This is a genomic window from Ectopseudomonas toyotomiensis (assembly GCF_017167985.1).
Classification (GTDB): Bacteria; Pseudomonadota; Gammaproteobacteria; order Pseudomonadales; family Pseudomonadaceae; genus Aquipseudomonas; species Aquipseudomonas toyotomiensis.
This window is the reverse complement of record NZ_CP070505.1, coordinates 4,667,715-4,690,147: the sequence shown is the minus strand read 5'-3', so window position 1 is coordinate 4,690,147 and position 22,433 is coordinate 4,667,715. Positions and strand designations below refer to the sequence as shown.

20 protein-coding genes are annotated in these 22,433 nt (G+C 61.2%); 11 read left to right on the top strand and 9 right to left on the bottom strand.

The genetic code is table 11. The features are described 5' to 3' along the window. The first annotated feature begins 73 nt into the window (after positions 1 to 73). Positions 74 to 1,072, top strand: coding sequence for a glutathione S-transferase family protein (locus JWV26_RS21700; RefSeq protein ID WP_206417798.1), 999 nt, complete (start codon positions 74 to 76; stop codon positions 1,070 to 1,072). 52 nt (positions 1,073 to 1,124) lie between these two features. Here JWV26_RS21700 and cysG read toward each other — a convergent pair whose 3' ends face one another. The 6 genes from cysG to ftsK form a co-directional block, all read right to left on the bottom strand. Continuing rightward, complete coding sequence (gene cysG, locus JWV26_RS21695) at positions 1,125 to 2,513, bottom strand: siroheme synthase CysG (RefSeq protein ID WP_206417797.1); 1,389 nt, start codon at positions 2,511 to 2,513, stop codon at positions 1,125 to 1,127. A 143-nt stretch (positions 2,514 to 2,656) separates the two neighbouring features. Further along, a complete protein-coding gene (gene serS, locus JWV26_RS21690) occupies positions 2,657 to 3,937 on the bottom strand; it encodes a serine--tRNA ligase (protein WP_206417796.1) in 1,281 nt (426 codons plus the stop codon). Positions 3,938 to 4,017: 80 nt separating this feature from the next. After that, the gene (gene crcB, locus JWV26_RS21685; protein WP_206417795.1) at positions 4,018 to 4,398 is read right to left on the bottom strand and encodes a fluoride efflux transporter CrcB; all 381 of its coding nucleotides are present in this window, start codon (positions 4,396 to 4,398) and stop codon (positions 4,018 to 4,020) included. Further along, positions 4,398 to 5,720 (bottom strand): replication-associated recombination protein A, encoded by a 1,323-nt coding sequence (locus JWV26_RS21680; RefSeq protein WP_206417794.1) that lies wholly within the window; start codon positions 5,718 to 5,720, stop codon positions 4,398 to 4,400. Before JWV26_RS21680 ends, crcB begins: the two co-directional genes overlap by 1 nt. Positions 5,721 to 5,723: 3 nt before the next feature. Continuing rightward, positions 5,724 to 6,350, bottom strand: coding sequence for an outer membrane lipoprotein periplasmic chaperone LolA (gene lolA / locus JWV26_RS21675; protein WP_017677060.1), 627 nt, complete (start codon positions 6,348 to 6,350; stop codon positions 5,724 to 5,726). A 125-nt stretch (positions 6,351 to 6,475) separates the two neighbouring features. Continuing rightward, positions 6,476 to 8,881, bottom strand: a complete 2,406-nt coding sequence (gene ftsK, locus JWV26_RS21670) for a DNA translocase FtsK (protein ID WP_420890282.1) — start codon at positions 8,879 to 8,881, stop codon at positions 6,476 to 6,478. Positions 8,882 to 9,074: 193 nt separating this feature from the next. Here ftsK and trxB point away from each other — a divergent pair, with 193 nt between their 5' ends. From trxB to infA, 4 genes are all read left to right on the top strand, one after another. Next, on the top strand, positions 9,075 to 10,025 hold the full coding sequence (gene trxB, locus JWV26_RS21665; RefSeq protein WP_045733255.1) for a thioredoxin-disulfide reductase: 951 nt from the start codon (positions 9,075 to 9,077) through the stop codon (positions 10,023 to 10,025). A 57-nt stretch (positions 10,026 to 10,082) separates the two neighbouring features. Next, positions 10,083 to 10,763 (top strand): leucyl/phenylalanyl-tRNA--protein transferase, encoded by a 681-nt coding sequence (gene aat / locus JWV26_RS21660; RefSeq protein WP_206417792.1) that lies wholly within the window; start codon positions 10,083 to 10,085, stop codon positions 10,761 to 10,763. A 54-nt stretch (positions 10,764 to 10,817) separates the two neighbouring features. Next, entirely contained in the window at positions 10,818 to 11,525 is a 708-nt protein-coding gene (locus JWV26_RS21655) for an arginyltransferase (protein ID WP_017677064.1), read from the top strand. Between the two features lie 137 nt (positions 11,526 to 11,662). Next, complete coding sequence (infA, locus tag JWV26_RS21650; RefSeq protein ID WP_002553999.1) at positions 11,663 to 11,881, top strand: translation initiation factor IF-1; 219 nt, start codon at positions 11,663 to 11,665, stop codon at positions 11,879 to 11,881. Between the two features lie 95 nt (positions 11,882 to 11,976). Here the strand turns inward: infA and clpA are convergent, their stop codons facing one another. Together clpA and clpS are read right to left on the bottom strand one after the other, a co-directional pair. Next, positions 11,977 to 14,247 carry an ATP-dependent Clp protease ATP-binding subunit ClpA gene (gene clpA, locus JWV26_RS21645; RefSeq protein WP_074914886.1) on the bottom strand — a complete coding sequence of 757 codons (2,271 nt, stop codon included), beginning with the start codon at positions 14,245 to 14,247 and terminating at the stop codon, positions 11,977 to 11,979. A gap of 29 nt (positions 14,248 to 14,276) precedes the next feature. Next, complete coding sequence (gene clpS, locus JWV26_RS21640; RefSeq protein WP_003460431.1) at positions 14,277 to 14,639, bottom strand: ATP-dependent Clp protease adapter ClpS; 363 nt, start codon at positions 14,637 to 14,639, stop codon at positions 14,277 to 14,279. Between the two features lie 231 nt (positions 14,640 to 14,870). Between clpS and cspD the strand changes: the two genes are divergently transcribed. Further along, a complete protein-coding gene (gene cspD, locus JWV26_RS21635; protein WP_072424088.1) occupies positions 14,871 to 15,140 on the top strand; it encodes a cold shock domain-containing protein CspD in 270 nt (89 codons plus the stop codon). 75 nt (positions 15,141 to 15,215) lie between these two features. Here the strand turns inward: cspD and icd are convergent, their stop codons facing one another. Then, the gene (gene icd / locus JWV26_RS21630; protein WP_017677068.1) at positions 15,216 to 16,472 is read right to left on the bottom strand and encodes an NADP-dependent isocitrate dehydrogenase; all 1,257 of its coding nucleotides are present in this window, start codon (positions 16,470 to 16,472) and stop codon (positions 15,216 to 15,218) included. Positions 16,473 to 16,832: 360 nt separating this feature from the next. On the opposite strand from icd, the gene JWV26_RS21625 reads away from it, so the two are divergent. The 5 genes from JWV26_RS21625 (at position 16,833) to JWV26_RS21605 (ending at position 22,388) form a co-directional block, all read left to right on the top strand. Beyond that, entirely contained in the window at positions 16,833 to 19,061 is a 2,229-nt protein-coding gene (locus JWV26_RS21625; RefSeq protein WP_206417791.1) for an NADP-dependent isocitrate dehydrogenase, read from the top strand. A 163-nt stretch (positions 19,062 to 19,224) separates the two neighbouring features. Further along, positions 19,225 to 19,665: an NUDIX hydrolase gene (locus JWV26_RS21620; RefSeq protein WP_206417790.1), complete on the top strand. Its 441-nt coding sequence runs from the start codon at positions 19,225 to 19,227 to the stop codon at positions 19,663 to 19,665. Positions 19,666 to 19,792: 127 nt separating this feature from the next. Beyond that, positions 19,793 to 20,905 carry a tRNA 2-thiouridine(34) synthase MnmA gene (gene mnmA, locus JWV26_RS21615; RefSeq protein WP_206417789.1) on the top strand — a complete coding sequence of 371 codons (1,113 nt, stop codon included), beginning with the start codon at positions 19,793 to 19,795 and terminating at the stop codon, positions 20,903 to 20,905. Beyond that, positions 20,902 to 21,522 carry a high frequency lysogenization protein HflD gene (gene hflD, locus JWV26_RS21610; RefSeq protein ID WP_206417788.1) on the top strand — a complete coding sequence of 207 codons (621 nt, stop codon included), beginning with the start codon at positions 20,902 to 20,904 and terminating at the stop codon, positions 21,520 to 21,522. Before mnmA ends, hflD begins: the two co-directional genes overlap by 4 nt. A gap of 2 nt (positions 21,523 to 21,524) precedes the next feature. Continuing rightward, entirely contained in the window at positions 21,525 to 22,388 is an 864-nt protein-coding gene (locus JWV26_RS21605) for a DMT family transporter (RefSeq protein WP_206417787.1), read from the top strand. The last annotated feature ends 45 nt before the right edge of the window (positions 22,389 to 22,433 follow it).

The window sequence follows — 22,433 nt, the reverse complement described above, 5'->3', positions numbered from 1 at the left end:
GCCAGCTTTTTCCACCGTTCAATCGAGTTCATAACGTTAGACTCCAGACTCACTCAAAACGGAGGCAAGCGTCATGGGCTTGTTGATCGATGGACGCTGGCACGACCAGTGGTACAACACCGGCAACAGCGGCCGCTTCCAGCGCGAAAGCGCACAACGCCGCAACTGGGTAACCGCCGACGGTAGCGCCGGGCCAAGTGGTGACGGCGGCTTCAAGGCTGAAGCCGGACGTTATCACCTGTACGTCTCGCTGGCCTGCCCCTGGGCTCACCGCACCCTGATCCTGCGCAAACTCAAAGGCCTCGAATCGCTGATCGATGTATCCGTAGTGAGCTGGCTGATGCGCGAACAGGGCTGGACCTTCGACCGCGAGTTCGGCTCCAGCGGTGATCGCCTCGACAACCTGAGCTACATGCATCAGCGCTACACCGCCGATAACCGCCACTACAGCGGCCGTGTCACCGTGCCCGCGCTGTGGGACAAGCAGACCGGCGGCATCGTCAGCAACGAGTCGGCGGAAATCATCCGCATGTTCAACAGCGCATTCGATGGCCTGACCGGCAACGACCTGGACTTCTATCCCGAACCGCTACGCGAGCGCATCGACCAGCTCAACGAGAGCATCTACCCGGCGGTGAACAACGGCGTCTATCGCGCAGGCTTCGCCACCACTCAGGAAGCCTATGAAGAGGCCTTCGACGAGCTGTTCGCCATGCTCGATGAGCTGGAAGCACTCCTGGACAAGAATCGCTATCTGGCCGGCGAATACCTGACCGAAGCAGACATTCGCCTGTTCACCACGTTGATCCGCTTCGATGCCGTCTATCACGGGCACTTCAAATGTAACCTGCGACGCATCGAGGACTACCCGAACCTGTCCAACTGGCTACGCGAGCTGTACCAGTGGCCAGGCATCGCCGAGACGGTGGACTTCACCCACATCAAATCGCACTACTACGCCAGCCACGCCACCATCAACCCGACTGGTGTGGTCCCCAAAGGGCCGCAGCAGGATTTCACTCGCGCGCATGATCGCCAGCGCCTGCCGGGTAAAGGTGTGTTTCAGCGCTAGAGTGACAGCGGAATGGCTGAAGCCCCGATAACAAGGCTTCAGCCACAACGCGTCAGATGCGGTTCTGGGCGCCTTCGAACCAGGCCAGCTTGTCACGCAGGGTGACCACTTCTCCGACTATCACCAGCGTGGGCGCGTGCACTTCGTGCTCGGCCACCAGTTGCGGCAAAGTCTCCAGGGTACCGGTGAATACCCGCTGATTCTGCGTGGTGCCCTGCTGCACCAGCGCTGCAGGCGTGGCGCCCGAACGGCCGTGAGCAATCAGTTGCTCGCAGATACCCGGTAGGCCGACCAAGCCCATGTAGAACACCAGGGTTTGACCCGGCGCCACCAGGTCTTTCCACGGCAGGTTGCTGCTGCCGTCCTTGAGATGCCCGGTGACGAAACGCACCGACTGAGCATGATCGCGGTGGGTCAGCGGAATGCCGGCATAGGCCGCGCAACCGGACGCAGCGGTGATACCCGGCACGACCTGGAAGGGAATATCTTCCGCCGCCAGTTGCTCGATTTCCTCACCACCACGACCGAAGATGAACGGATCACCGCCTTTCAGGCGCAGCACACGCTTGCCCTGACGAGCCAGATCAATCAGCAACTGGTTGATCTGCTCCTGCGGTACCGCATGATCGGCGCGGCGCTTGCCGACGTAGATGCGCTCGGCATCGCGCCGGCACAGCTCGATGATGGCCGGTGCCACCAGGCGGTCGTAGAGCACCACATCAGCTTGCTGCATCAGGCGCAGGGCGCGAAAGGTCAGCAGATCGGGATCGCCCGGCCCGGCACCGACCAGATAGACCTCGCCCAGCGCACGTGGCGCTGCGCCGGCCAGACGCTCCTCCAGCAGGCGCTCCCCCTCCTCCGGCTTACCGGCAAACACGCTCTCGGCGATCTGCCCCTGGAAGACATCCTCCCAGAACACCCGGCGTTGCTGCACATCGGGAAACAGCTGCTTGACCCGATCCCGGAAGCGCTTGCCCAGGTTGGCCAGCTGGCCGTAGGTGGCCGGAATCCAGGTTTCGATCTTGGCGCGGATCAGCCGCGCCAGCACCGGCGCATCGCCGCCACTGCTGACCGCGACGATCAGCGGCGAGCGGTCGACGATGGCTGGGAAAATCACACTGCACAGAGCCGGCGCATCCACCACGTTGACGGGAATGCCCAACGCCTGGGCCTCGGCGGAAATCTGCGCATTGAGCGGCACGTCATCGGTGGCGGCGATAACCAGGGCAACGCCCTGCAAGTCACTGCTCGCGTAGCCACGCAGGAAGTTCCCGCCAGGACCGGCCAGCTCCTGCAACTCGCTACGAATCTCCGGGGCGACCACACGCAAAACAGCACCAGCGTCGCTTAGCAGGCGCGCCTTGCGCAGCGCGACCTCACCACCGCCAATCACCAGAACCAGGCGACCCTGCAGCTTGTGGAACAGAGGAAGGAATTGCATCAGATCAGCCTCATCAGAGGTCGGTCGTAGGGTGCGCTGCGCGCACCAAACTACGGTGTAAGGCCCTGGTGCGCATGGCGCACCCTACCTCCATTGAAACGGGGCAGCTGCTAACGCCCCGTTTTTTGCGTCGTGATGGCCTGTCAGCCGATCACTTCGATGCCGCCCATATAGGGCTTCAGCACCTCGGGCACACGAATGCTGCCGTCGACCTGCTGGTAATTCTCCAGTACCGCCACCAGGGTACGGCCGACCGCCAGGCCGGAGCCGTTCAGGGTGTGCAGCAGCTCCGGCTTACCGGTTTCCGGGTTGCGGTAGCGCGCCTGCATGCGGCGCGCCTGGAAGTCGCCACAGTTGGAGCAGGAAGAAATCTCGCGGTACTTGTCCTGGCTCGGCACCCAGACTTCCAGGTCGTAGGTCTTCACCGCGGAGAAGCCCATGTCGCCGGTGCACAGGGCCAGCTTGCGATACGGCAGCTCCAGCAGTTGCAGCACGCGTTCGGCGTTTGCGGTCATGCCTTCCAGCGCCTCGAAGGACTTGGACGGCTCGACGATCTGCACCATCTCGACCTTGTCGAACTGGTGCTGACGGATCATGCCACGGGTATCACGACCGGAAGCGCCCGCCTCACTGCGGAAACATGGGGTATGGGCGACGAACTTCAGTGGCAGCTGTTTGGCATCGAGGATTTCGCCAGCCACGATATTGGTCAGCGACACTTCGGCAGTCGGGATCAGGTACAGGTCGGCCTGATCTTCACGGCCAATCTTGAACAGATCCTCTTCGAATTTCGGCAGCTGACCGGTGCCCTGCAGCGCCGGGGCCTGTACCAGATAAGGCGTGTAGGCCTCTTCGTAACCGTGCTCGCCGGTGTGCAGGTTGATCATGAACTGCGCCAGGGCCCGATGCAGACGGGCGATTGGGCCACGCAACAGGGCAAAACGCGCACCGGAGAGCTTGGCGGCGGTCTCGAAGTCCAGCCAGCCGTGCTGCTCGCCGAGGGCGACGTGATCCTTGATCTCGAAATCGAAGCTGCGCGGAGTGCCCCAGCGCGCCACCTCGACGTTGCCGTCTTCATCAGCGCCAACCGGCACAGACTCGTGCGGCAGGTTGGGAATATTCAGCAGCAGATTGTCCAGCTCGTTCTGGATCGCATCCAGCTCACGCTTGCCGGCTTCCAGGTCGCTGCCCATCTGATCGACTTCCGCCAGCAGCGGAGCGATATCTTCGCCGCGCGCCTTGGCCTGGCCGATGGACTTGGAACGGCTATTGCGCTCGGCCTGCAGTTGCTCGGTGCGTACCTGCACCGACTTGCGCTGACTCTCCAGGGCCTCGAAACGGGCGACGTCGAGAGCGAAGCCGCGAGTAGCGAGGCGCTCGGCGATTTCGGTGAGTTGCGTGCGGACGAGTTTGGAATCGAGCATGTTCGGGTCTCAATACAACGACGAAAAAAGATTGCGGCCACCAGCGTGACGCGGGTTGCCGAGTGTAAAGCTTTAGCGGGTCAGGATGCCAATCGGGCCAGGCTCAGACCAGCCCAGGCAGCCAGCAGACCACCAAGGATACTGAATGCCAGGTAACCGAGCGCTTCGGGGGCGCGACCGCCCTCCAGCAGCTTCATGATTTCCAGGCTGAAAGACGAAAAGGTAGTGAAGCCACCCAAAACCCCGGTAATCAATCCGGTACGCAGCTCCAGCGGCAGGTCGGTACGGGCAAGAAACAGACCTGACAGCAGACCAATCAGCAGACAACCGATGATGTTTACCGCGAACGTGCCCAGGTAGAAATGCCGGGGCCAGTTGCTAGCCACCCAGCTGGCAACCAGAAAGCGCATAACCGAACCAGCCGCGCCCCCTACAGCGACGGCAAGCGCCACACGAATCATCACTTTCTCCTCTGCCTTGGGCTGTTGGCATCCAGGGTGCGCAGGTGCTGCAGCTTGTCGCGAATCTTCTGTTCCAGGCCACGTGGTACCGGGTCGTAATACTGGCGCGGCTGCAGATTTTCGGGGAAGTAATCCTCACCCGCAGCGTAGGCATCCGGCTCATCATGGGCGTAGCGGTATTCATCACCATAGCCGAGCTGCTTCATCAGCTTGGTCGGCGCGTTGCGCAGGTGCAGCGGCACCTCCTGCGAGCCCTGCTCGGCAGCGTCACGCATGGCCGCCTTGAATGCGGTGTACACCGCATTGCTCTTCGGCGCACAGGCCAGATAGACAATGGCCTGGGCCACGGCAAGCTCGCCTTCGGGACTGCCCAGGCGCTCCTGCACGTCCCAGGCATTGAGGCACAGGGTCAGTGCGCGCGGATCAGCGTTGCCGATGTCCTCGCTGGCCATACGCACCACACGGCGGGCGATGTACAGCGGGTCGCAGCCGCCATCAAGCATGCGCGCGTACCAGTACAGCGCGCCGTCCGGGCTGGAACCGCGCACCGACTTGTGCAGCGCGGAAATCTGGTCGTAGAAGGCTTCGCCGCCCTTGTCGAAACGGCGCCGGCTGTCGCCCAGCAGGTTCTGTAGCAGCTCGACGCCGATCTCACCGCCGTCCTCGGCCAGGTCTGCGGCGTTCTCGAGAAAATTGAGCAAACGACGGCCGTCGCCATCGGCGGCAGCCAGAAGAATCTGAAAGGCCTCGTCCGGCAGGCTGAGATGGCGATCACCCAGACCTTTCGGGTCGCTCAACGCACGATTGACCAGCTTGCGCATCGCGGCCTCGTCGAGGCTCTTGAGCACATAGACGCGGGCACGCGACAGCAGTGCGTTGTTCAGCTCGAACGAGGGGTTCTCGGTGGTGGCACCGATGAAGATCAGCGTGCCGTCTTCCACATAGGGCAGAAAGGCGTCCTGCTGACTCTTGTTGAAGCGGTGCACTTCGTCGACGAAGAGAATGGTGCGACGACCGTACTGAGCCGCGTGCTGCTGAGCCACTTCGACGGCCTGGCGAATCTCCTTGACCCCGGAGAGCACGGCGGAGATGGTTTCGAAATGCGCGTCTGTGACCTTGGCCAGCAGGCGCGCCAGGGTGGTCTTGCCTACGCCAGGCGGCCCCCAGAAGATCATCGAGTGCAAGGCGCCCTGCTCCAGCGCCTCGCGCAGCGGCTTGCCCGGCCCCAGTACATGCTCCTGGCCGACGTATTCGTCCAGGCTGGTAGCACGCAAACGCGCAGCCAGAGGCTGCGCGACGGGTTGGCGACCGAACAGATCCACGCCTTACTCCTGGATGACGTCCGCGCCTTCCGGAATGTCGAAGGTGAACAGATGGTCTTCGACCGGCTCGTTCATCTTCACATTGAGGAACAGGATATTGGTGCGCTGACCGATGCTGTCGATCAGTTGCATGTCGTTGAGCACGCGATTGCGGAACGACAGGCGCAGGCTGTCGAACAGGCTGTCCTTGGCCTTGGGCTTGAGAATGAAGTCGACCACGCTACCGCCTTCCTTGTAGTCGATCTCGAAGTTCTCGCGGATCTGCGAGACATCGCCGGAGAGCAACAAAGCGGGAGTATGGGTCAGGCGCTGATCGAGTGTCTGAATGGTGACCTGCTCCAGATCCGGATCGTACAACCAGACCTTCTCGCCATTGGAGACCAGCAGTTGCTCCATGGGTTGATCAGTGTGCCAACGGAACATGCCCGGACGCTTGAGCGCCAGTTGCCCTGCCGTTTCCTGCAGCTGAGTGCCGCTGGCGTCGAGGGTTAGTTGGGAGAAGCGCGCGCTGATGGTTTGCGCCTGGCTGAGCAATTCGCTCAAGCGCTTGGTGGCCGCCTCTTCATCAGCCTGGGCGGTCAGCAGGGTAAAGCTCAAAGCAGCCAGCATCAGCAGGCGAATAACACGCATATAAACCCCTTGAGTCCGTATGAGAATGGCGAGGCGACTCCGTACCCCGCATTGCTCGGCAGCACCTAGGCTGCCGTGAATCCTGTAGACCGCGAATTCAGCGGTTCATCCGCGGCGCGCAACACTCAGTCACGAGATGAGCCGGGCGCGAGCACCTCGCGTGAACCGTTGGTATTCATCGAGCTGACCACGCCAGCCATTTCCATCGCCTCGATCATCCGTGCGGCGCGGTTATAGCCGATCTTCAGCTTGCGCTGCACAGCGGAAATGGAGGCACGGCGGCTTTCCAGCACGAAGTTGACGGCCTCGTCGTACAGCGGGTCTTCCTCGCTGCCCTCACCGCCTTCACCACCGCCACCTTCGAAGCTGCCGCCACCCTCTTCGGCACCGGCGAGAATGTCTTCGTTGTAATCCGGCGCACCGCGCAGCTTCCAGGCTTCGACCACACGATGCACTTCATCGTCCGAGACGAAGGCGCCGTGAACACGAATCGGCAAGCTGGTGCCAGGCGGCATGTAGAGCATGTCACCGTGGCCGAGCAGCTGCTCGGCACCGCCCTGGTCGATGATGGTGCGCGAGTCGATCTTGCTCGATACCTGGAACGCCATGCGGGTCGGGATGTTGGCCTTGATCAGGCCAGTGATCACGTCCACGGACGGGCGCTGGGTGGCGAGGATCAGGTGAATGCCCGCCGCACGCGCCTTCTGCGCGATACGCGCGATCAGCTCTTCGACCTTCTTGCCGACGATCATCATCATGTCAGCGAATTCATCGACAACCACGACGATGGTCGGCAGTGGTTTGAGCAGCGGTGCTTCGTCTTCCATGCTTTCGCGACGGAACAGCGGATCGGACAACGGCTCGCCAGCCTCGATGGCATCCTTGACCTTGCGGTTGAAGCCCGCCAGGTTGCGCACGCCCATCTTCGACATCAGCTTGTAGCGGCGCTCCATCTCGGCAACGCTCCAGCGCAGGGCGTTGGCCGCTTCCTTCATGTCAGTGACCACCGGGCAAAGCAGGTGCGGAATGCCTTCGTAGATCGACAACTCGAGCATTTTCGGGTCGATCATGATCAGCTTGGCGTCTTCCGGGCTCGACTTGAACAGAATCGATAGGATCATCGCATTCACGCCCACCGACTTACCGGAACCGGTGGTACCAGCCACCAGCAGGTGCGGCATCTTGGCCAGATCGGTAATCACCGGCTTGCCACCAATGTCGTGCCCCAGCGCCAAGGTCACCGGCGACTTGGCATCATCATATTCGGGCGTCGACAGCACTTCGGAGAAACGCACGATCTGACGGTTCTCGTTGGGAATCTCGATACCGACGGTGGTCTTGCCGGGAATGACTTCCACGACCCGCACGCTGGTCACGGCCAGCGAACGAGCCAGGTCCTTGGCCAGGTTGGCGATGCGACTGACCTTGACCCCTGCGGCCGGCTGGATTTCGTAGCGGGTGATCACCGGGCCAGGATGGATCGAATCCACCGCGACCTCGACACCGAATTCCTTGAGTTTGATTTCCAGCAGGTGACCAACACCTTTGAGCGATTCCGGCGAATACTCGACCTTCTTGGCTTCCGCCGGATCGAGCAGGGAAATCGGTGGCAGGGTGCCTTCCACCGCGCTGTCGACGAACAGCGGCGCCTGCTTTTCCTTCTGCACGCGCTTGCTCGGTTCCGGCGCCTTGGCCACGGGCGGCGGTGCGATTACTGGTGCGGGACGCTTCTCGCGCTCGCTCATGTGCTTGCTCAGCGACTCCTCGCGTTCGAGCAAACGCTCCTTGACCTTGGCTTGTTCACGACGATCCGAAACCACTGGCGCAACCACCTCGGTGACCCGCTCGTCGAGCTCGCGCAGCTGAATCTTCATCTGCTTACGCTCGCTACGGGCATTCCACCAGCCGGTAATGGCGCCGTGAATCAGCTCGATCAGGTCGAGGGTGATCTTGCCGGTCAGGTCCATCACGCGGAACCAGGACAGATCGGTGAACACGGTCAATCCGAACAGAAACAGTGCCAGGAATACCAGCGTACTGCCCTGCACGTTCAGCGCATGCACGGCCAGATCGCCCAGGCTGGCACCGAGCATGCCGCCACCGGAGCCCTGCATGCCGGCGGCCGCTGCGAAATGAATATCGCCCAGCGCAGCACCGGAAAGAATCAGGAATACCAGACCGATGCTGTGCCAGGAAAACAGCCAGCCGTTCCAGTGCCAGGGTTGATTGCGGGTGCGGAACACCTGCCAGGTCTTGGCGGCCAGCAGGAGCGGGAAGATGTAGGCGAAGTAACCCAGAGCACCGAACAGCGTGCTGGAGAGCCAGGCGCCGATGCTGCCACCGGCATTGATGATGCGTTCGACCTGGACGCTGTTGTCCCAGGCCGGGTCGGCAACGTTATAGGTCAACAGTGCCATCAGCAGGTACAGGCACATAGCGCCCAGGGCGATCAACGCGCCTTCCTTCAGTCGATACTGAAGCTTCTGACGCCAGTCGGTAATCTGGGTGGTGGAATTCTTCAAAACAGCCATTTCCTGCGCCCTTGGCGCGTCCATCTGATGGTTAACCGCGAAGCGGCCTATTGTAGGGCCAGCCTGACGCCCAGGCCAATTGCCAAGCTCCCGCACCCACCCCGCTTCGGTGTAGCATAGCCGCCAGCAGCTTCCATGCGGCTCAATTGGAGCACGCATTCTCTTTTGTGACAAAGGCTTATGGGGTTTTTTTATGAGCGAAGTCAAGCATTCCCGCCTGATCATCCTGGGTTCCGGCCCTGCCGGTTACAGCGCCGCCGTTTATGCCGCGCGCGCCAACCTCAAGCCCGTGGTCATCACCGGCATCCAGCCTGGCGGTCAGCTCACCACCACCACCGAAGTGGACAACTGGCCGGGTGACGTCGAAGGTCTCACCGGCCCGGCGCTGATGGAGCGCATGCAGAAGCACGCCGAGCGCTTCGACACCGAGATCATCTACGACCACATTCATACCGCCGAGTTGCAGAGTCGCCCCTTCGTGCTCAAGGGCGACAGCGGCACCTACAGCTGCGATGCACTGATCATCGCCACCGGCGCCAGTGCCCAGTACCTTGGCCTGCCATCAGAAGAGGCCTTCTCTGGCAAGGGCGTCTCCGCCTGCGCCACCTGCGACGGCTTCTTCTATCGCAACCAGGTGGTGGCTGTGATCGGCGGCGGCAACACCGCTGTGGAAGAGGCACTGTACCTGTCGAACATCGCCAAGGAAGTGCACCTGGTGCACCGCCGCGACAAACTGCGCTCGGAGAAGATCCTGCAGGACAAGCTGTTCGACAAGGTCGAGAACGGCAACATGCGCCTGCACTGGAACCACACCCTGGACGAAGTACTGGGCGACCAGAGCGGCGTGACCGGCATGCGCCTGAAAAGCACCCTCGACGGTAGCACCAAGGAGCTGGCCCTGGCTGGCGTATTCATCGCCATCGGTCACAAGCCCAACACCGAGCTGTTCGTCGGCCAGCTGGACATGCATGACGGCTACCTGAAGATCAAGGGCGGCAGCGAAGGCAATGCCACCGCCACCAGCATCGAAGGTGTGTTCGCCGCCGGCGACGTGGCCGATCACATCTACCGTCAGGCCATTACCTCCGCTGGCGCCGGCTGCATGGCCGCGCTGGATGTCGAGAAGTTTCTCGACGGCAACTGATGGACAAGGGCGAGCGCCGCCCCGCTCGCCCTCCCCTCCTCCGCTGGACAAGCGCACATGCTCACCTGGCTGCAACGTGACTCACTGCAGTTCCCGCCATTGGCCAAAGCCATGCGCGAGCCCAATGGCCTGCTGGCCGCCGGTGGCGATCTTAGCGCCGACCGCCTGATCAGTGCCTATCGACATGGCTGCTTTCCCTGGTTTCAGGATGGCCAGCCAATTCTCTGGTGGTCGCCCGATCCGCGCACCGTTCTGTTCCCTGATGAGCTGCATGTTTCCCGCAGCCTGGCCAAACTGCTGCGCCAGCAGCGTTATCGCGTCACCTTCAACCAAGACTTCGCCGCCGTCATACAGGCCTGCGCCGAGCCACGCGCCTACGCCGATGGGACCTGGATTACCCGCGGCATGCAGGAGGCTTACCTACAGCTGCATCAACGCGGTATCGCCCACTCAGTGGAGGTCTGGAGCGGGGACGAACTGGTCGGAGGGCTTTACGGCCTGGCTATCGGCCAGCTGTTCTTCGGTGAGTCCATGTTCAGTCGTGCCGACAATGCATCCAAGGTCGGTTTCGCCACCTTGGTCGGCAAGCTGCGAGACTGGGGCTTCGTCCTCATCGACTGCCAGATGCCCACACAGCACCTGCACAGCTTCGGCGCCAGGGCCATACCGCGCGCCAGCTTCGCCGAATACCTTAAGCGTCACCTCGATCTGCCCACCGGAGCAGATTGGCTCGCCTAGTCGATCTTCGCAGCCTGGCATACACTCTTTATCAGGCTTCCCAGAGACACCGCCATGACCGAGCTGGCCCGCCTGAAGTTCTATGCCACTCAACCCCATCCATGCAGCTATCTGCCGGAAGAACAGGCCACCACCCTGTTTCTCGACCCCAGCCAGCCCATGGATGTGCTGGTTTATGCAGAACTTTCGGAAATGGGCTTTCGCCGCAGCGGCGACCACCTCTACCGACCGCATTGCCAACAGTGCACCGCCTGCATTCCTGCACGCATTCCTGCTGCGCGTTTCACGCCTAACCGCCAGCAGCGGCGCATCCTCAAACGCAATGAAGACATCGTCGTTCGCTGCGTGCGCCCGGCATTCACTGAAGAATATTACGATCTCTACGTGGGCTATATCGAGCAGCGCCACGCTGATGGTGACATGTATCCACCGAGCCGCGACCAGTTCTCGACCTTTCTGATTCGCGACCTGCCGTTCTCACGCTTCTATGAGTTTCGCCTGCAGGGCAGATTGGTTGCCATCGCAGTCACTGACGTTCTGCCAAACGGTCTGTCGGCGGTTTATACCTTCTACGACCCCACCGAAGAACGCCGCAGCCTGGGGCGATTCGCCATCCTCTGGCAAATCGGCGAGGCCGAGCGCCTGGGGCTGGAGGCCGTCTACCTCGGCTACTGGATCAAGAATTGTCGGAAGATGAACTACAAGACTCAGTACCGCCCCATCGAACTGTTCGTTAATCAGCGCTGGACACTGCTTACCTAGCCTCTCAGCCACCACCCCAGTCAGTTCGACACTCCAAGCCACTTGGCGCAGCCCACTGTTTTCGGGCACAATGCACGCCGCTTTTGCCTGGCGCCAGTTGCACCGGGCCATTTCCTGGATACCGAGGGCTTTACTGCATGTCGAAAGAAGACAGCTTCGAAATGGAAGGCACTGTCGTCGACACCCTGCCCAACACCATGTTTCGCGTGGAGTTGGAAAACGGGCACGTCGTTACCGCGCACATCTCCGGCAAGATGCGCAAGAACTACATCCGCATTCTCACTGGTGACAAGGTGCGCGTTGAGCTGACGCCTTATGACTTGAGCAAGGGCCGCATCACCTACCGCGCCCGTTAAGCCAAGCACCAAACGAAAACGCCCGGCATATGCCGGGCGTTTTCGTTTGCTCACGGAAAGCCACCAGGGCTTTCAGTGCACCTGAGACCATTCGATCAGGCGACCTCTGCCGCCGTCTCGAACTCGAAGCTGGGCTCGCCATCCTTGATGTCGATGTGTACTACGCCGCCATGCTCGGCCAGCTCGCCGAAGAGGATTTCCTCCGCCAGCGGACGCTTGATCTTGTCCTGGATCAAACGCGCCATCGGCCGCGCCCCCATCATCACATCGTAACCGCGCTCGGCCAGCCAGCTGCGCGCTGCATCGCTGACCTCCAGCGTGACGCGCTTGTCCTCCAGCTGCGCCTGCAGTTCGGTGAGGAACTTGTCGACGATACTCTTGATCGTCTCGTGACTCAGGCGACCGAACTGGATGATGGTGTCCAGACGGTTGCGGAACTCCGGCGTGAAGCTCTTCTTGATCACTTCCATGGCATCGGTGGAATGATCCTGCTGGGTGAAACCGATCGACGCACGCGAAGCGGTTTCCGCACCGGCGTTGGTGGTCATGATCAGGATCACGTTGCGGAAATCCGCCTTGCGCCCGTTGTTGTCAGTCAGCGTACCGTGATCCATCACCTGCAGCAGCAGGTTGAAGACTTCCGGATGCGCCTTCTCGATTTCATCGAGCAACAGCACGCAGTGCGGCTGCTTGGTGATCGCCTCGGTCAGCAAGCCACCCTGGTCGAAACCAACGTAACCGGGCGGCGCACCAATCAGGCGCGACACGGTGTGACGCTCCATGTACTCGGACATGTCGAAACGCACCAGCTCGATACCCATGGCCTTGGCCAACTGCCGTGCGGCCTCGGTCTTGCCCACGCCGGTAGGGCCAGCGAACAGGAAGGAACCGACCGGCTTGTCCGGCGCCTTGAGGCCCGCACGAGACAGTTTGATCGCGGTAGCCAGCGAATCGATAGCGGCATCCTGACCGAATACCGTAAGTTTCAGATCGCGCTCCAGATTACGCAGCAGCTCCTTGTCGGAGCTGGACACGTGCTTCGGCGGAATCCGCGCGATCTTGGCGACGATATCCTCGACCTGAGCCACCTCGATACGCGCCACGCGCTTGTCTTCCGGCTGCAGACGCTGGTAGGCGCCGGCCTCGTCGATCACGTCGATAGCCTTGTCCGGCATGTGTCGATCATTGATGTAGCGCGCGGCCAGCTCGGCTGCAGCACGCAAGGCCTCGTCGCTGTACTCGATGTGATGATGCTGCTCGAAGCGCGCCTTGAGCCCCTTGAGAATCCCGACGGTGTCCTCTACCGAAGGCTCGACCACGTCGACCTTCTGGAAGCGTCGCGCCAGCGCGCGGTCTTTCTCGAAGATACCGCGGAATTCCTGGAAGGTGGTGGAACCGATGCAGCGGATTTCACCCGAGGACAGCATTGGCTTGAGCAGGTTGGAGGCATCCATGACCCCGCCCGATGCCGCGCCAGCACCGATGATGGTGTGAATCTCGTCGATGAAGAGGATGGCGTGCGGGCGCTTGCGCAGCTCATTGAGCAGCGCTTTGAAGCGCTTCTCGAAGTCGCCGCGGTACTTGGTGCCGGCCAGCAGTGCGCCGAGATCCAGGGAATAGACCACACTGTCGGCCAGCAGATCAGGCACCTGCTCGTCAACGATACGCTTGGCCAGGCCTTCGGCGATGGCTGTCTTGCCGACACCGGCCTCGCCCACCAGCAGCGGGTTGTTCTTGCGCCGACGCGCGAGAATCTGCGCAACGCGCTCGACTTCATGCTCGCGACCGACCAGTGGATCGATACGTCCCTGGCGCGCCAGTTCGTTGAGGTTGCTGGCGTAGGCATCCAGTGGATTACCGGAAGCTGAGGACTCGCCGCCCTCATCATCCTGCATGTCCTGATCATTTTCGTGCTGATCGCCATGCCCCGGCACCTTGGAGATGCCATGGGCGATGTAGTTGACCACATCGATGCGGGCCACGCTCTGCTGCTTGAGCAGGAACACGGCTTGGCTTTCCTGCTCGCTGAAGATCGCGACCAGGACATTGGCGCCGGTCACTTCACGCTTGCCGGAGCTCTGCACATGGAAGACAGCACGCTGCAGAACGCGCTGAAAGCCCAGAGTCGGCTGGGTTTCGCGGTCTTCATCGTGCTGAGGAATCAGTGGCGTGGTGGAGTCGATGAACTCCTGCAGATCGTGGCGCAGCTTGTCGAGGTTGGCCCCACAGGCCCGCAGCACACTGGCGGCTGCCTCGTTATCCAGCAAGGCGAGCAGCAGGTGCTCGACCGTCATGAATTCATGACGCTTGGCACGGGCCTCCTTGAAAGCCAGATTGAGGGTGACTTCGAGCTCTCGATTCAACATAGCTTCACCTCATACCCAAGTGGCCGGCGTTAACCGTCCTTCTCTATTTCACAGAGTAGCGGATGCTGGCTCTCTCGCGCGTATTGGTTGACCTGCATTGCCTTGGTCTCCGCAATATCGCGGGTGTACACACCACATACCGCACGCCCTTCTGTATGGACGGCCAGCATGATCTTGGTCGCCAGCTCCCGGTTCATGCCGAAAAACGTTTCGAGCACTTCGACGACGAAATCCATAGGGGTGTAGTCGTCATTGAATAAGACCACCTTGTACATCGGTGGTGCCTGCAATGCTGGCTTGGATTCCTGAACAGCAATACCAGAGGAGTCATCCTCATGCTCTGCCGGGTGATCCTGATTGAATGTTAGTCGAATCTGGCTACTTGCATGCATGCTGAAATCAGAGGTTCAGGGCCGGGCGAACGGGGATGCTAGAGGGAGTTTGACTGAGTTCTCAGCCATCCGCCGTATAGCCTTGACTAACGGCAAAAGGGTGTTACAACAAATGAATACCCACTGGTGGGTATCAGGGATTCCACGCCTTCGCCCAGCCTGGTCGGTTATCGCGTGGAGTCGAAGTGGATGATACTCCAGAGATGGAGTCCTTTGCAGAGGGATATCAGCATGCTCAGCGGTAAGGTCAAGTGGTTCAACAACGCCAAAGGCTATGGATTCATCCTGGCCGACGGCCGAGATGAGGACCTGTTCGCCCACTACTCGGCCATCCAGATGGACGGTTACAAGACACTCAAGGCCGGCCAGCCGGTCCGCTTCGAGATCGTGCAAGGCCCCAAAGGACTGCATGCCATCAATATCAGCGCGGTTACCGCCAACCAGGACGCCCCCGTGGCAGTACCCCAGGCGCAAAATATCGCGAGCACTGTCGAAGTCTGAGTACTCTGGCAAATCGCCACGAAAAGGCCGGTCATGTGACCGGCCTTTTTTTCACGCTCTGAATCGGTCTACCGATTACATGTGGCTGATCATCGCATCGCCAAATTCGGAGCAGGACATCAGTTTCGCTCCCTCCATCAGACGCTCGAAATCGTAGGTCACCGTCTTGGCAGCAATCGCGCCATTGGTGCCCTTGATGATCAGATCGGCAGCCTCGGCCCAGCCCATGTGACGCAGCATCATCTCGGCGGAGAGAATGACCGAGCCCGGGTTGACCTTGTCCTGACCGGCATATTTGGGCGCCGTGCCATGAGTCGCCTCGAACATGGCAACCGAATCGGACAGGTTGGCACCGGGCGCGATGCCAATGCCGCCGACTTCGGCCGCCAGGGCATCGGACAGATAGTCGCCATTGAGGTTTAGGGTAGCGATCACGTCATATTCGGCCGGACGCAGCAGGATCTGCTGCAGCATGGCGTCAGCAATCACGTCCTTGACCACGATGTTCTTGCCGGTACGCGGGTTCTTGAACTGCATCCACGGACCGCCGTCAAGCAGCTCGGCGCCGAATTCCTCTCGGGCGATCTCGTAACCCCACTCCTTGAAGGCTCCCTCGGTGAACTTCATGATGTTGCCCTTGTGCACCAGGGTTACCGAGCTACGGTCGTTGTCCACGGCGTACTGCAGCGCCTTGCGCACCAGGCGCTTGGTGCCGGCCTCGGAAACCGGCTTGATGCCGATACCGCACATATCGGTGAAGCGAATCTTCTTGACGCCCATTTCCTCGGTGAGGAACTTGATGACCTTTTCGGCCTCGGGACTGCCAGCTTTCCACTCCACGCCGGCATAGATGTCTTCGGAGTTCTCGCGGAAGATCACCATGTCCACGTCGCCCGGTTTCTTCACCGGACTGGGCACACCCTCGAACCAGCGTACCGGACGCAGGCAGACATAGAGATCAAGCTCCTGACGCAAAGCCACGTTCAATGAGCGGATGCCACCACCAACAGGCGTGGTCAGCGGGCCTTTGATCGAAACCACGTAATCACGCACGGCTTCGAGGGTTTCTTTCGGCAGCCAGGTGTCCTGATCGTAAACTTGGGTGGCCTTCTCGCCGGCATAAACTTCCATCCAGGAAATCTTGCGGGCGCCGCCATAGGCTTTTTCGACAGCAGCGTCGACGACCTTGATCATCACCGGAGAAATATCGACACCGATACCGTCACCCTCGATGAACGGAATGATCGGGTTGTTTGGAACGTTCAGCGACATATCGGCGTTGACGGTGATTTTGTCACCGCTGGCTGGCACCTGGATCTTTTGGTATCCCATGCTGGACTCCATCTTGTGGTTAGACAGTGTGCATCCCCGAGAGTAGCGCAAACCGCTCGCGGAGACACATGTGCAAAGGTCTTATGCAACTGGGCATTCTGTGGCGAGGTGTCGCAGTGGTATACTGCTTAGGTGACTAACGAGTCATAAGGGGCGACCTGCCTGGAACCAGACAGCAACCTCTTGAACCCGGTAAACGGCCACCACTGTCTGCCGGCTCGAAATGCTCGACACTCTACGGGTGCATCCAACATCACCGCGGCGAGTCCTCGACCCGGCCCCGCCATCATGGGGCTCAAGCGCCTACCCGCGCAGGTCGAGTTTCTATGCGCGCTCAGCAAAGAAGAGAGTTAACCCTAAATGTCCACCCCTTCGAAGATCATCTACACCTTCACCGACGAAGCTCCGGCCCTCGCTACCTATTCGCTTCTGCCAATTGTAGAAGCCTTTGCCGCCTCGGCTGACATCTCCGTTGAAACCCGCGACATCTCTCTTGCTGGACGGATCCTGGCAAGCTTTGCCGACCGCCTGGACGCCGACAAGCGCATCGATGACGACCTGGCCAAACTGGCCGAGCTGACTCTGCAGCCGGACGCCAACATCATCAAACTGCCGAACATCAGCGCCTCCGTACCTCAGCTCAAGGCAGCCATCGCCGAGCTGCAGGCTCAGGGCTATAACATTCCGGACTTCCCGGAAGATCCGCAGAGCGACGAAGACAAAGAAGTTCGCGGCCGCTACGCCAAAATCCTGGGCAGCGCCGTGAACCCGGTTCTGCGCGAAGGCAACTCCGACCGCCGCGCCCCGGCCGCGGTCAAGGCCTATGCACGCAAGCACCCGCACAGCATGGGCAAGTGGAGCATGGCTTCGCAGTCCCACGCCGACTACATGCGCGGCGGCGACTTCTTCTCCAGCGAGCAATCGATCACCATGGCCAAGGCCGGTGACGTGCGCATCGAGTTCGTCGGCAAGGACGGCAAGGTCGAGGTCAAGAAACAACTCGCCCTGCAGGAAGGCGAAGTGTTCGATAGCATGTTCATGAGCTGCCGCAAGCTGCGTGATTTCTTCGAGAAGACCCTGCAGGACTGCAAGGAAACCGGCGTGATGTGGTCCCTGCACGTCAAGGCGACCATGATGAAGGTCTCCCACCCGATCGTCTTCGGCCACGCCGTCAGCGTTTACTACAAGGATGTGTTCGACAAGTACGGTGAGCTGTTCAAGGAACTGGGCGTCAACCCGAACAACGGTATCAGCAGCGTCTACGACAAGATCAAGTCGCTGCCAGCCTCGCAACAGGAAGAAATCCTCCACGACATCCACGAGGTTTATGCCCATCGCCCTGAAATGGCCATGGTCGACTCGGTCAAGGGCATTACCAACCTGCACATTCCAAGCGATGTCATCGTCGACGCCTCGATGCCGGCAATGATCCGCAATTCCGGTCAGATGTGGGGCAAGGACGGCAAGCAGAAAGACACCAAGGCCGTCATGCCTGAGAGCACCTACGCTCGCATCTATCAGGAAATGATCAACTTCTGCAAAACCAATGGTGCGTTCGACCCGACCACCATGGGCACCGTGCCGAACGTCGGCCTGATGGCGCAGAAAGCCGAAGAGTACGGCTCTCACGACAAGACCTTCGAAATGACCGCCGACGGCACCATGCGCGTCGTCGCCGCCGACGGCACCGTGCTGATGCAGCACCAGGTCGAAGCCGGCGACATCTGGCGCGCCTGCCAGACCAAGGACGCGCCGATTCGCGACTGGGTCAAGCTGGCCGTTACCCGCGCTCGTCAGTCCAACACCCCTGCCATCTTCTGGCTGGACCCGGAGCGCGCCCACGACCGCGAACTGCAGAAGAAAGTCGAGCTGTACCTCAAGGATTACGACCTGACCGGCCTGGACATCCGCATGATGGGCTACAACGAAGCCATCCGCGTATCCATGGAGCGCATGATCCGCGGCCAGGACACCATCTCGGTGACCGGCAACGTACTGCGCGACTACCTGACCGATCTGTTCCCGATCATGGAGCTGGGTACCTCGGCCAAGATGCTGTCCATCGTGCCACTGATGGCTGGCGGCGGCATGTACGAAACCGGCGCCGGCGGCTCGGCACCCAAGCACGTACAGCAGCTGGTCGAAGAGAACTACCTGCGCTGGGATTCCCTGGGCGAGTTCCTGGCCCTGGCCGTCTCGCTTGAGGAAACCGGCATCAAGACCAACAACGCCAAGGCCAAGGTACTGGGCAAGACCCTGGACCAGGCCACCGGCAAGCTGCTGGACAACAACAAGTCCCCGGCGCGCAAGGTCGGCGAGATCGACAACCGCGGCAGCCACTTCTACCTGGCACTGTACTGGGCGCAAGCCCTGGCCGAGCAGAACGATGATGCCGAGCTGAAGGCTCACTTCGCCCCGCTGGCCAAGCAACTGACCGAGCAGGAAGCGACCATCGTCGGCGAACTGGCTGCCGTACAAGGCAAAACGGTCGAAATCGGTGGCTACTACCGCTCCAACCCTGAGCTGACCAGCAAGGTGATGCGCCCCAGCGCTACCTTCAATGCCGCTCTGGCTGCACTGAATGCCTGATAGGGCTTGAGTGTCAAAAGAACCCCGGTCTTGTGCCGGGGTTCTTTATTTATAAGCGCGAACAATCGCCGTAGGAGCGAGCTTTGCTCGCGAAGCTGTTTTTCGCGAGCAAAGCTCGCTCCTACAGAATCCTGCACGCTGATCGTTTTTTGGAGCACCGAAAATGGAGTGGCAACCCCATATCACCGTGGCCACGGTGATCGAAGATGATGGCCGTTTCCTCTTCGTCGAAGAGTTCAAGGCCGGCCGCCTGGTACTCAACCAGCCGGCCGGGCACCTGGAAGCCAATGAATCACTATGCGAAGCCGCACTGCGCGAGACGCTCGAGGAAACCGGCTGGGACGTCGAGCTCACTGCCCTGCTCGGCATCTACCTCTATACCGCACCAAGTAATGGCGTGACCTATCAGCGCGTCTGCTTCAGCGCACGCCCGGTGCATCACAACCCAGAGCGCGAACTGGACAGCGACATCAGCGGCATCACCTGGCTGACCCGCGACGAACTGGCCACCCAGCCCGAGCGCTGGCGCAGCGAGCTGGTACTGCAGTGCGTGGATGACTACCTGGCCGGCATAAACGGGCCGCTGGAACTGGTGCGCGATTGATCGCGAGCATATGCCGTTGCGTAGGGTGCGCCGTGCGCACCACGGACACCGTGGCATGTGCTCGGTGCGCATAGCGCACCCTACCTGTTAGACTCGGCAACTTTTGAGGCTTCACTCGCAGATTCCCATGCAAGCACCTAGCACCCAACGCGTGATCGTCGGCATGTCCGGCGGCGTCGATTCGTCCGTTTCCGCCCTGCTGTTGATGGAGCAGGGTTACCAGGTCGAAGGCCTGTTCATGAAGAACTGGGACGAAGACGACGGCACCGAGTACTGCACCGCCATGGACGACCTGGCCGACGCCCAGGCCGTATGCGATCGCATCGGCATCAAGCTGCACACCGCCAACTTCGCCGCAGAATACTGGGACAATGTGTTCGAGCACTTCCTGGCCGAATACAAGGCCGGACGTACGCCGAACCCGGATATCCTGTGTAACCGCGAGATCAAGTTCAAAGCCTTCCTCGACTACGCCCTGAGCCTCGGCGCCGACCTGATCGCCACCGGCCACTACGTGCGTCGCCGCGATATCGACGGCCGTACCGAGCTGCTCAAGGGCCTGGACCCGAACAAGGACCAGAGCTACTTCCTGCATGCCGTGGGCGGCGAGCAGATCGCCAGGACCCTGTTCCCGGTCGGTGAACTGGAAAAGCCGCAGGTGCGCGCCATTGCCGAGAAGTACGAGCTGGCCACGGCGAAGAAGAAGGACTCCACCGGTATCTGCTTCATCGGCGAGCGCCGCTTCAGCGACTTCCTCAAGCAGTACCTGCCGGCGCAGCCTGGCGATATCGAAACCACTGACGGCCAGATAATCGGCCGCCACCACGGCCTGATGTACCACACCATCGGCCAGCGCCAGGGCCTCGGCATCGGTGGTCTCAAGGACGCCAGCGACGATCCCTGGTACGTGCTGCGCAAGGACCTGACACGCAACGTACTGATCGTCGGTCAGGGCAACGAACACCCCTGGCTGTTCTCCCGCGCCCTGCTCGCCTCGGACATCTACTGGGTCAACCCGGTGGATCTGAGCACTCCGCTCCGCCTCACGGCCAAGGTGCGCTACCGCCAGAGTGACCAGAGCTGCACCCTGGAGAAGACCGAAAACGGCTATCGCGCCGTGTTCGATGAGCCGCAGCGCGCCGTCACCCCCGGTCAGTCCGTGGTGTTCTATGACGGCGAGGTGTGTCTCGGCGGCGGTGTGATCGAAACCGCACAAGCCTGGTACGAGGACGTCCGATGAGCCCGCTGCAGGAGCAACTGGTTGCCCTCGGCGCCGTATTCGAAGCCGCCGTACTGGCCGACAAGATCGCCCGCACCGGCCAGGTCAGCGAAGCCTCGATAGGCTGCATGCTTGGCAGCCTGCTGGTGCGCGACCCGAAAAGCACGCTGGACGTATACGGCGGCGACGACCTCAACCTGCGTGACGGTTATCGCGCCCTGATCAGCTCGCTGGAGCGCAATCCATCCGCCCTGCAGCGCGAGCCGCTGCGCTATGCGCTGGCGATGATCGGCCTTGAGCGGCAACTGGACAAACGCGGCGACATGCTGCAGGTGATGGGCAGCCGGCTGGATCAGATCCAACAACAGGTCGAGCATTTCGGCCTGGTCCATGACAACGTCATCGCCGCGTGCGGCGGCCTGTATCAGGACACCATCAGCACCTTCCGCCAGCGCATTCAGGTGCACGGCGACATGCGCTTTCTGCAGCAGCCGAACAACGCCGCGAAAATCCGTGCCCTGCTGCTCGCCGGCATCCGCTCGGCGCGCCTGTGGCGTCAGCTCGGCGGTCACCGCTGGCAGCTGGTGTTCAGCCGCAGCAAGCTGCTCAAAGAACTCTACGAACTGACGCGAAGCTGACCATGGAGCCCGCCAGCCGCAGCGTCAAACCCCTTCAGGGTGCCCTGCTGCTGGCGCTCTCGGCGCTGCTGTTCGCCTTTACTGGCGTCGGCATCCGCGAGATATCCGTCAGCGTCAACAACGAGTCGGTGGTGTTCTTCCGCAACCTGGTCGGGGTGCTGTTCTTTCTGCCGCTGCTGCTGGTACGCGGAGTGCGACCGCTGCGCACGACCCGCCTGAAGTCCCACCTGTGGCGCACCACCTACGGCCTGGCGGCGATGTACTGCTTCTTCTACGCCATCGCCCACCTCCCTCTGGCCGACGCCATGTTGTTCACCTACTCGGCACCGGTGTTCACCCCGCTGATCGCGCACTTCTGGCTCAAGGAGCCACTGACCCGGCGCATGCTGATCAGCAGCCTGATCGGCTTGTGCGGCGTGCTACTGGTGGCCAAGCCCAGTAGCGCTCTGTTCGAGGGGCCCGCTCTGTTTGGCCTGGCCGCCAGCGTGCTGGCCGCCTTCGCCTTCGTTTCCATCCGCGAAATGAGCGACAGCGAGCCGGCGACGCGCATCGTCTTCTATTTCTCGCTGTTCAGTGCGCTGTTCTCCGCCATCCCGCTGACCTGGAGCTGGCAACCGCTCGATGCCACGCAACTGAGCTGGCTGCTGGGCATCGGTCTGCTGGCCACCGCCAGCCAGGTGATCATGTCACGCGCCTACGGCTTGGCACCACCCGGCCTGATCGGTCCGGTGGCTTATCTGGCCATCGTCTTCGCCGGCATCATTGCCTGGCTGCTCTGGGGCGAGACGCCAGACACGCTTTCGCTGCTCGGTGCAGCATTGATCTTCGCCGCCAGTCTGTTATCGGTCGCAAGACGCAGGGCATAGGCGGCCAAGCGCTGGTTTTCATGTATGATATGCGCCCTTTTCGTC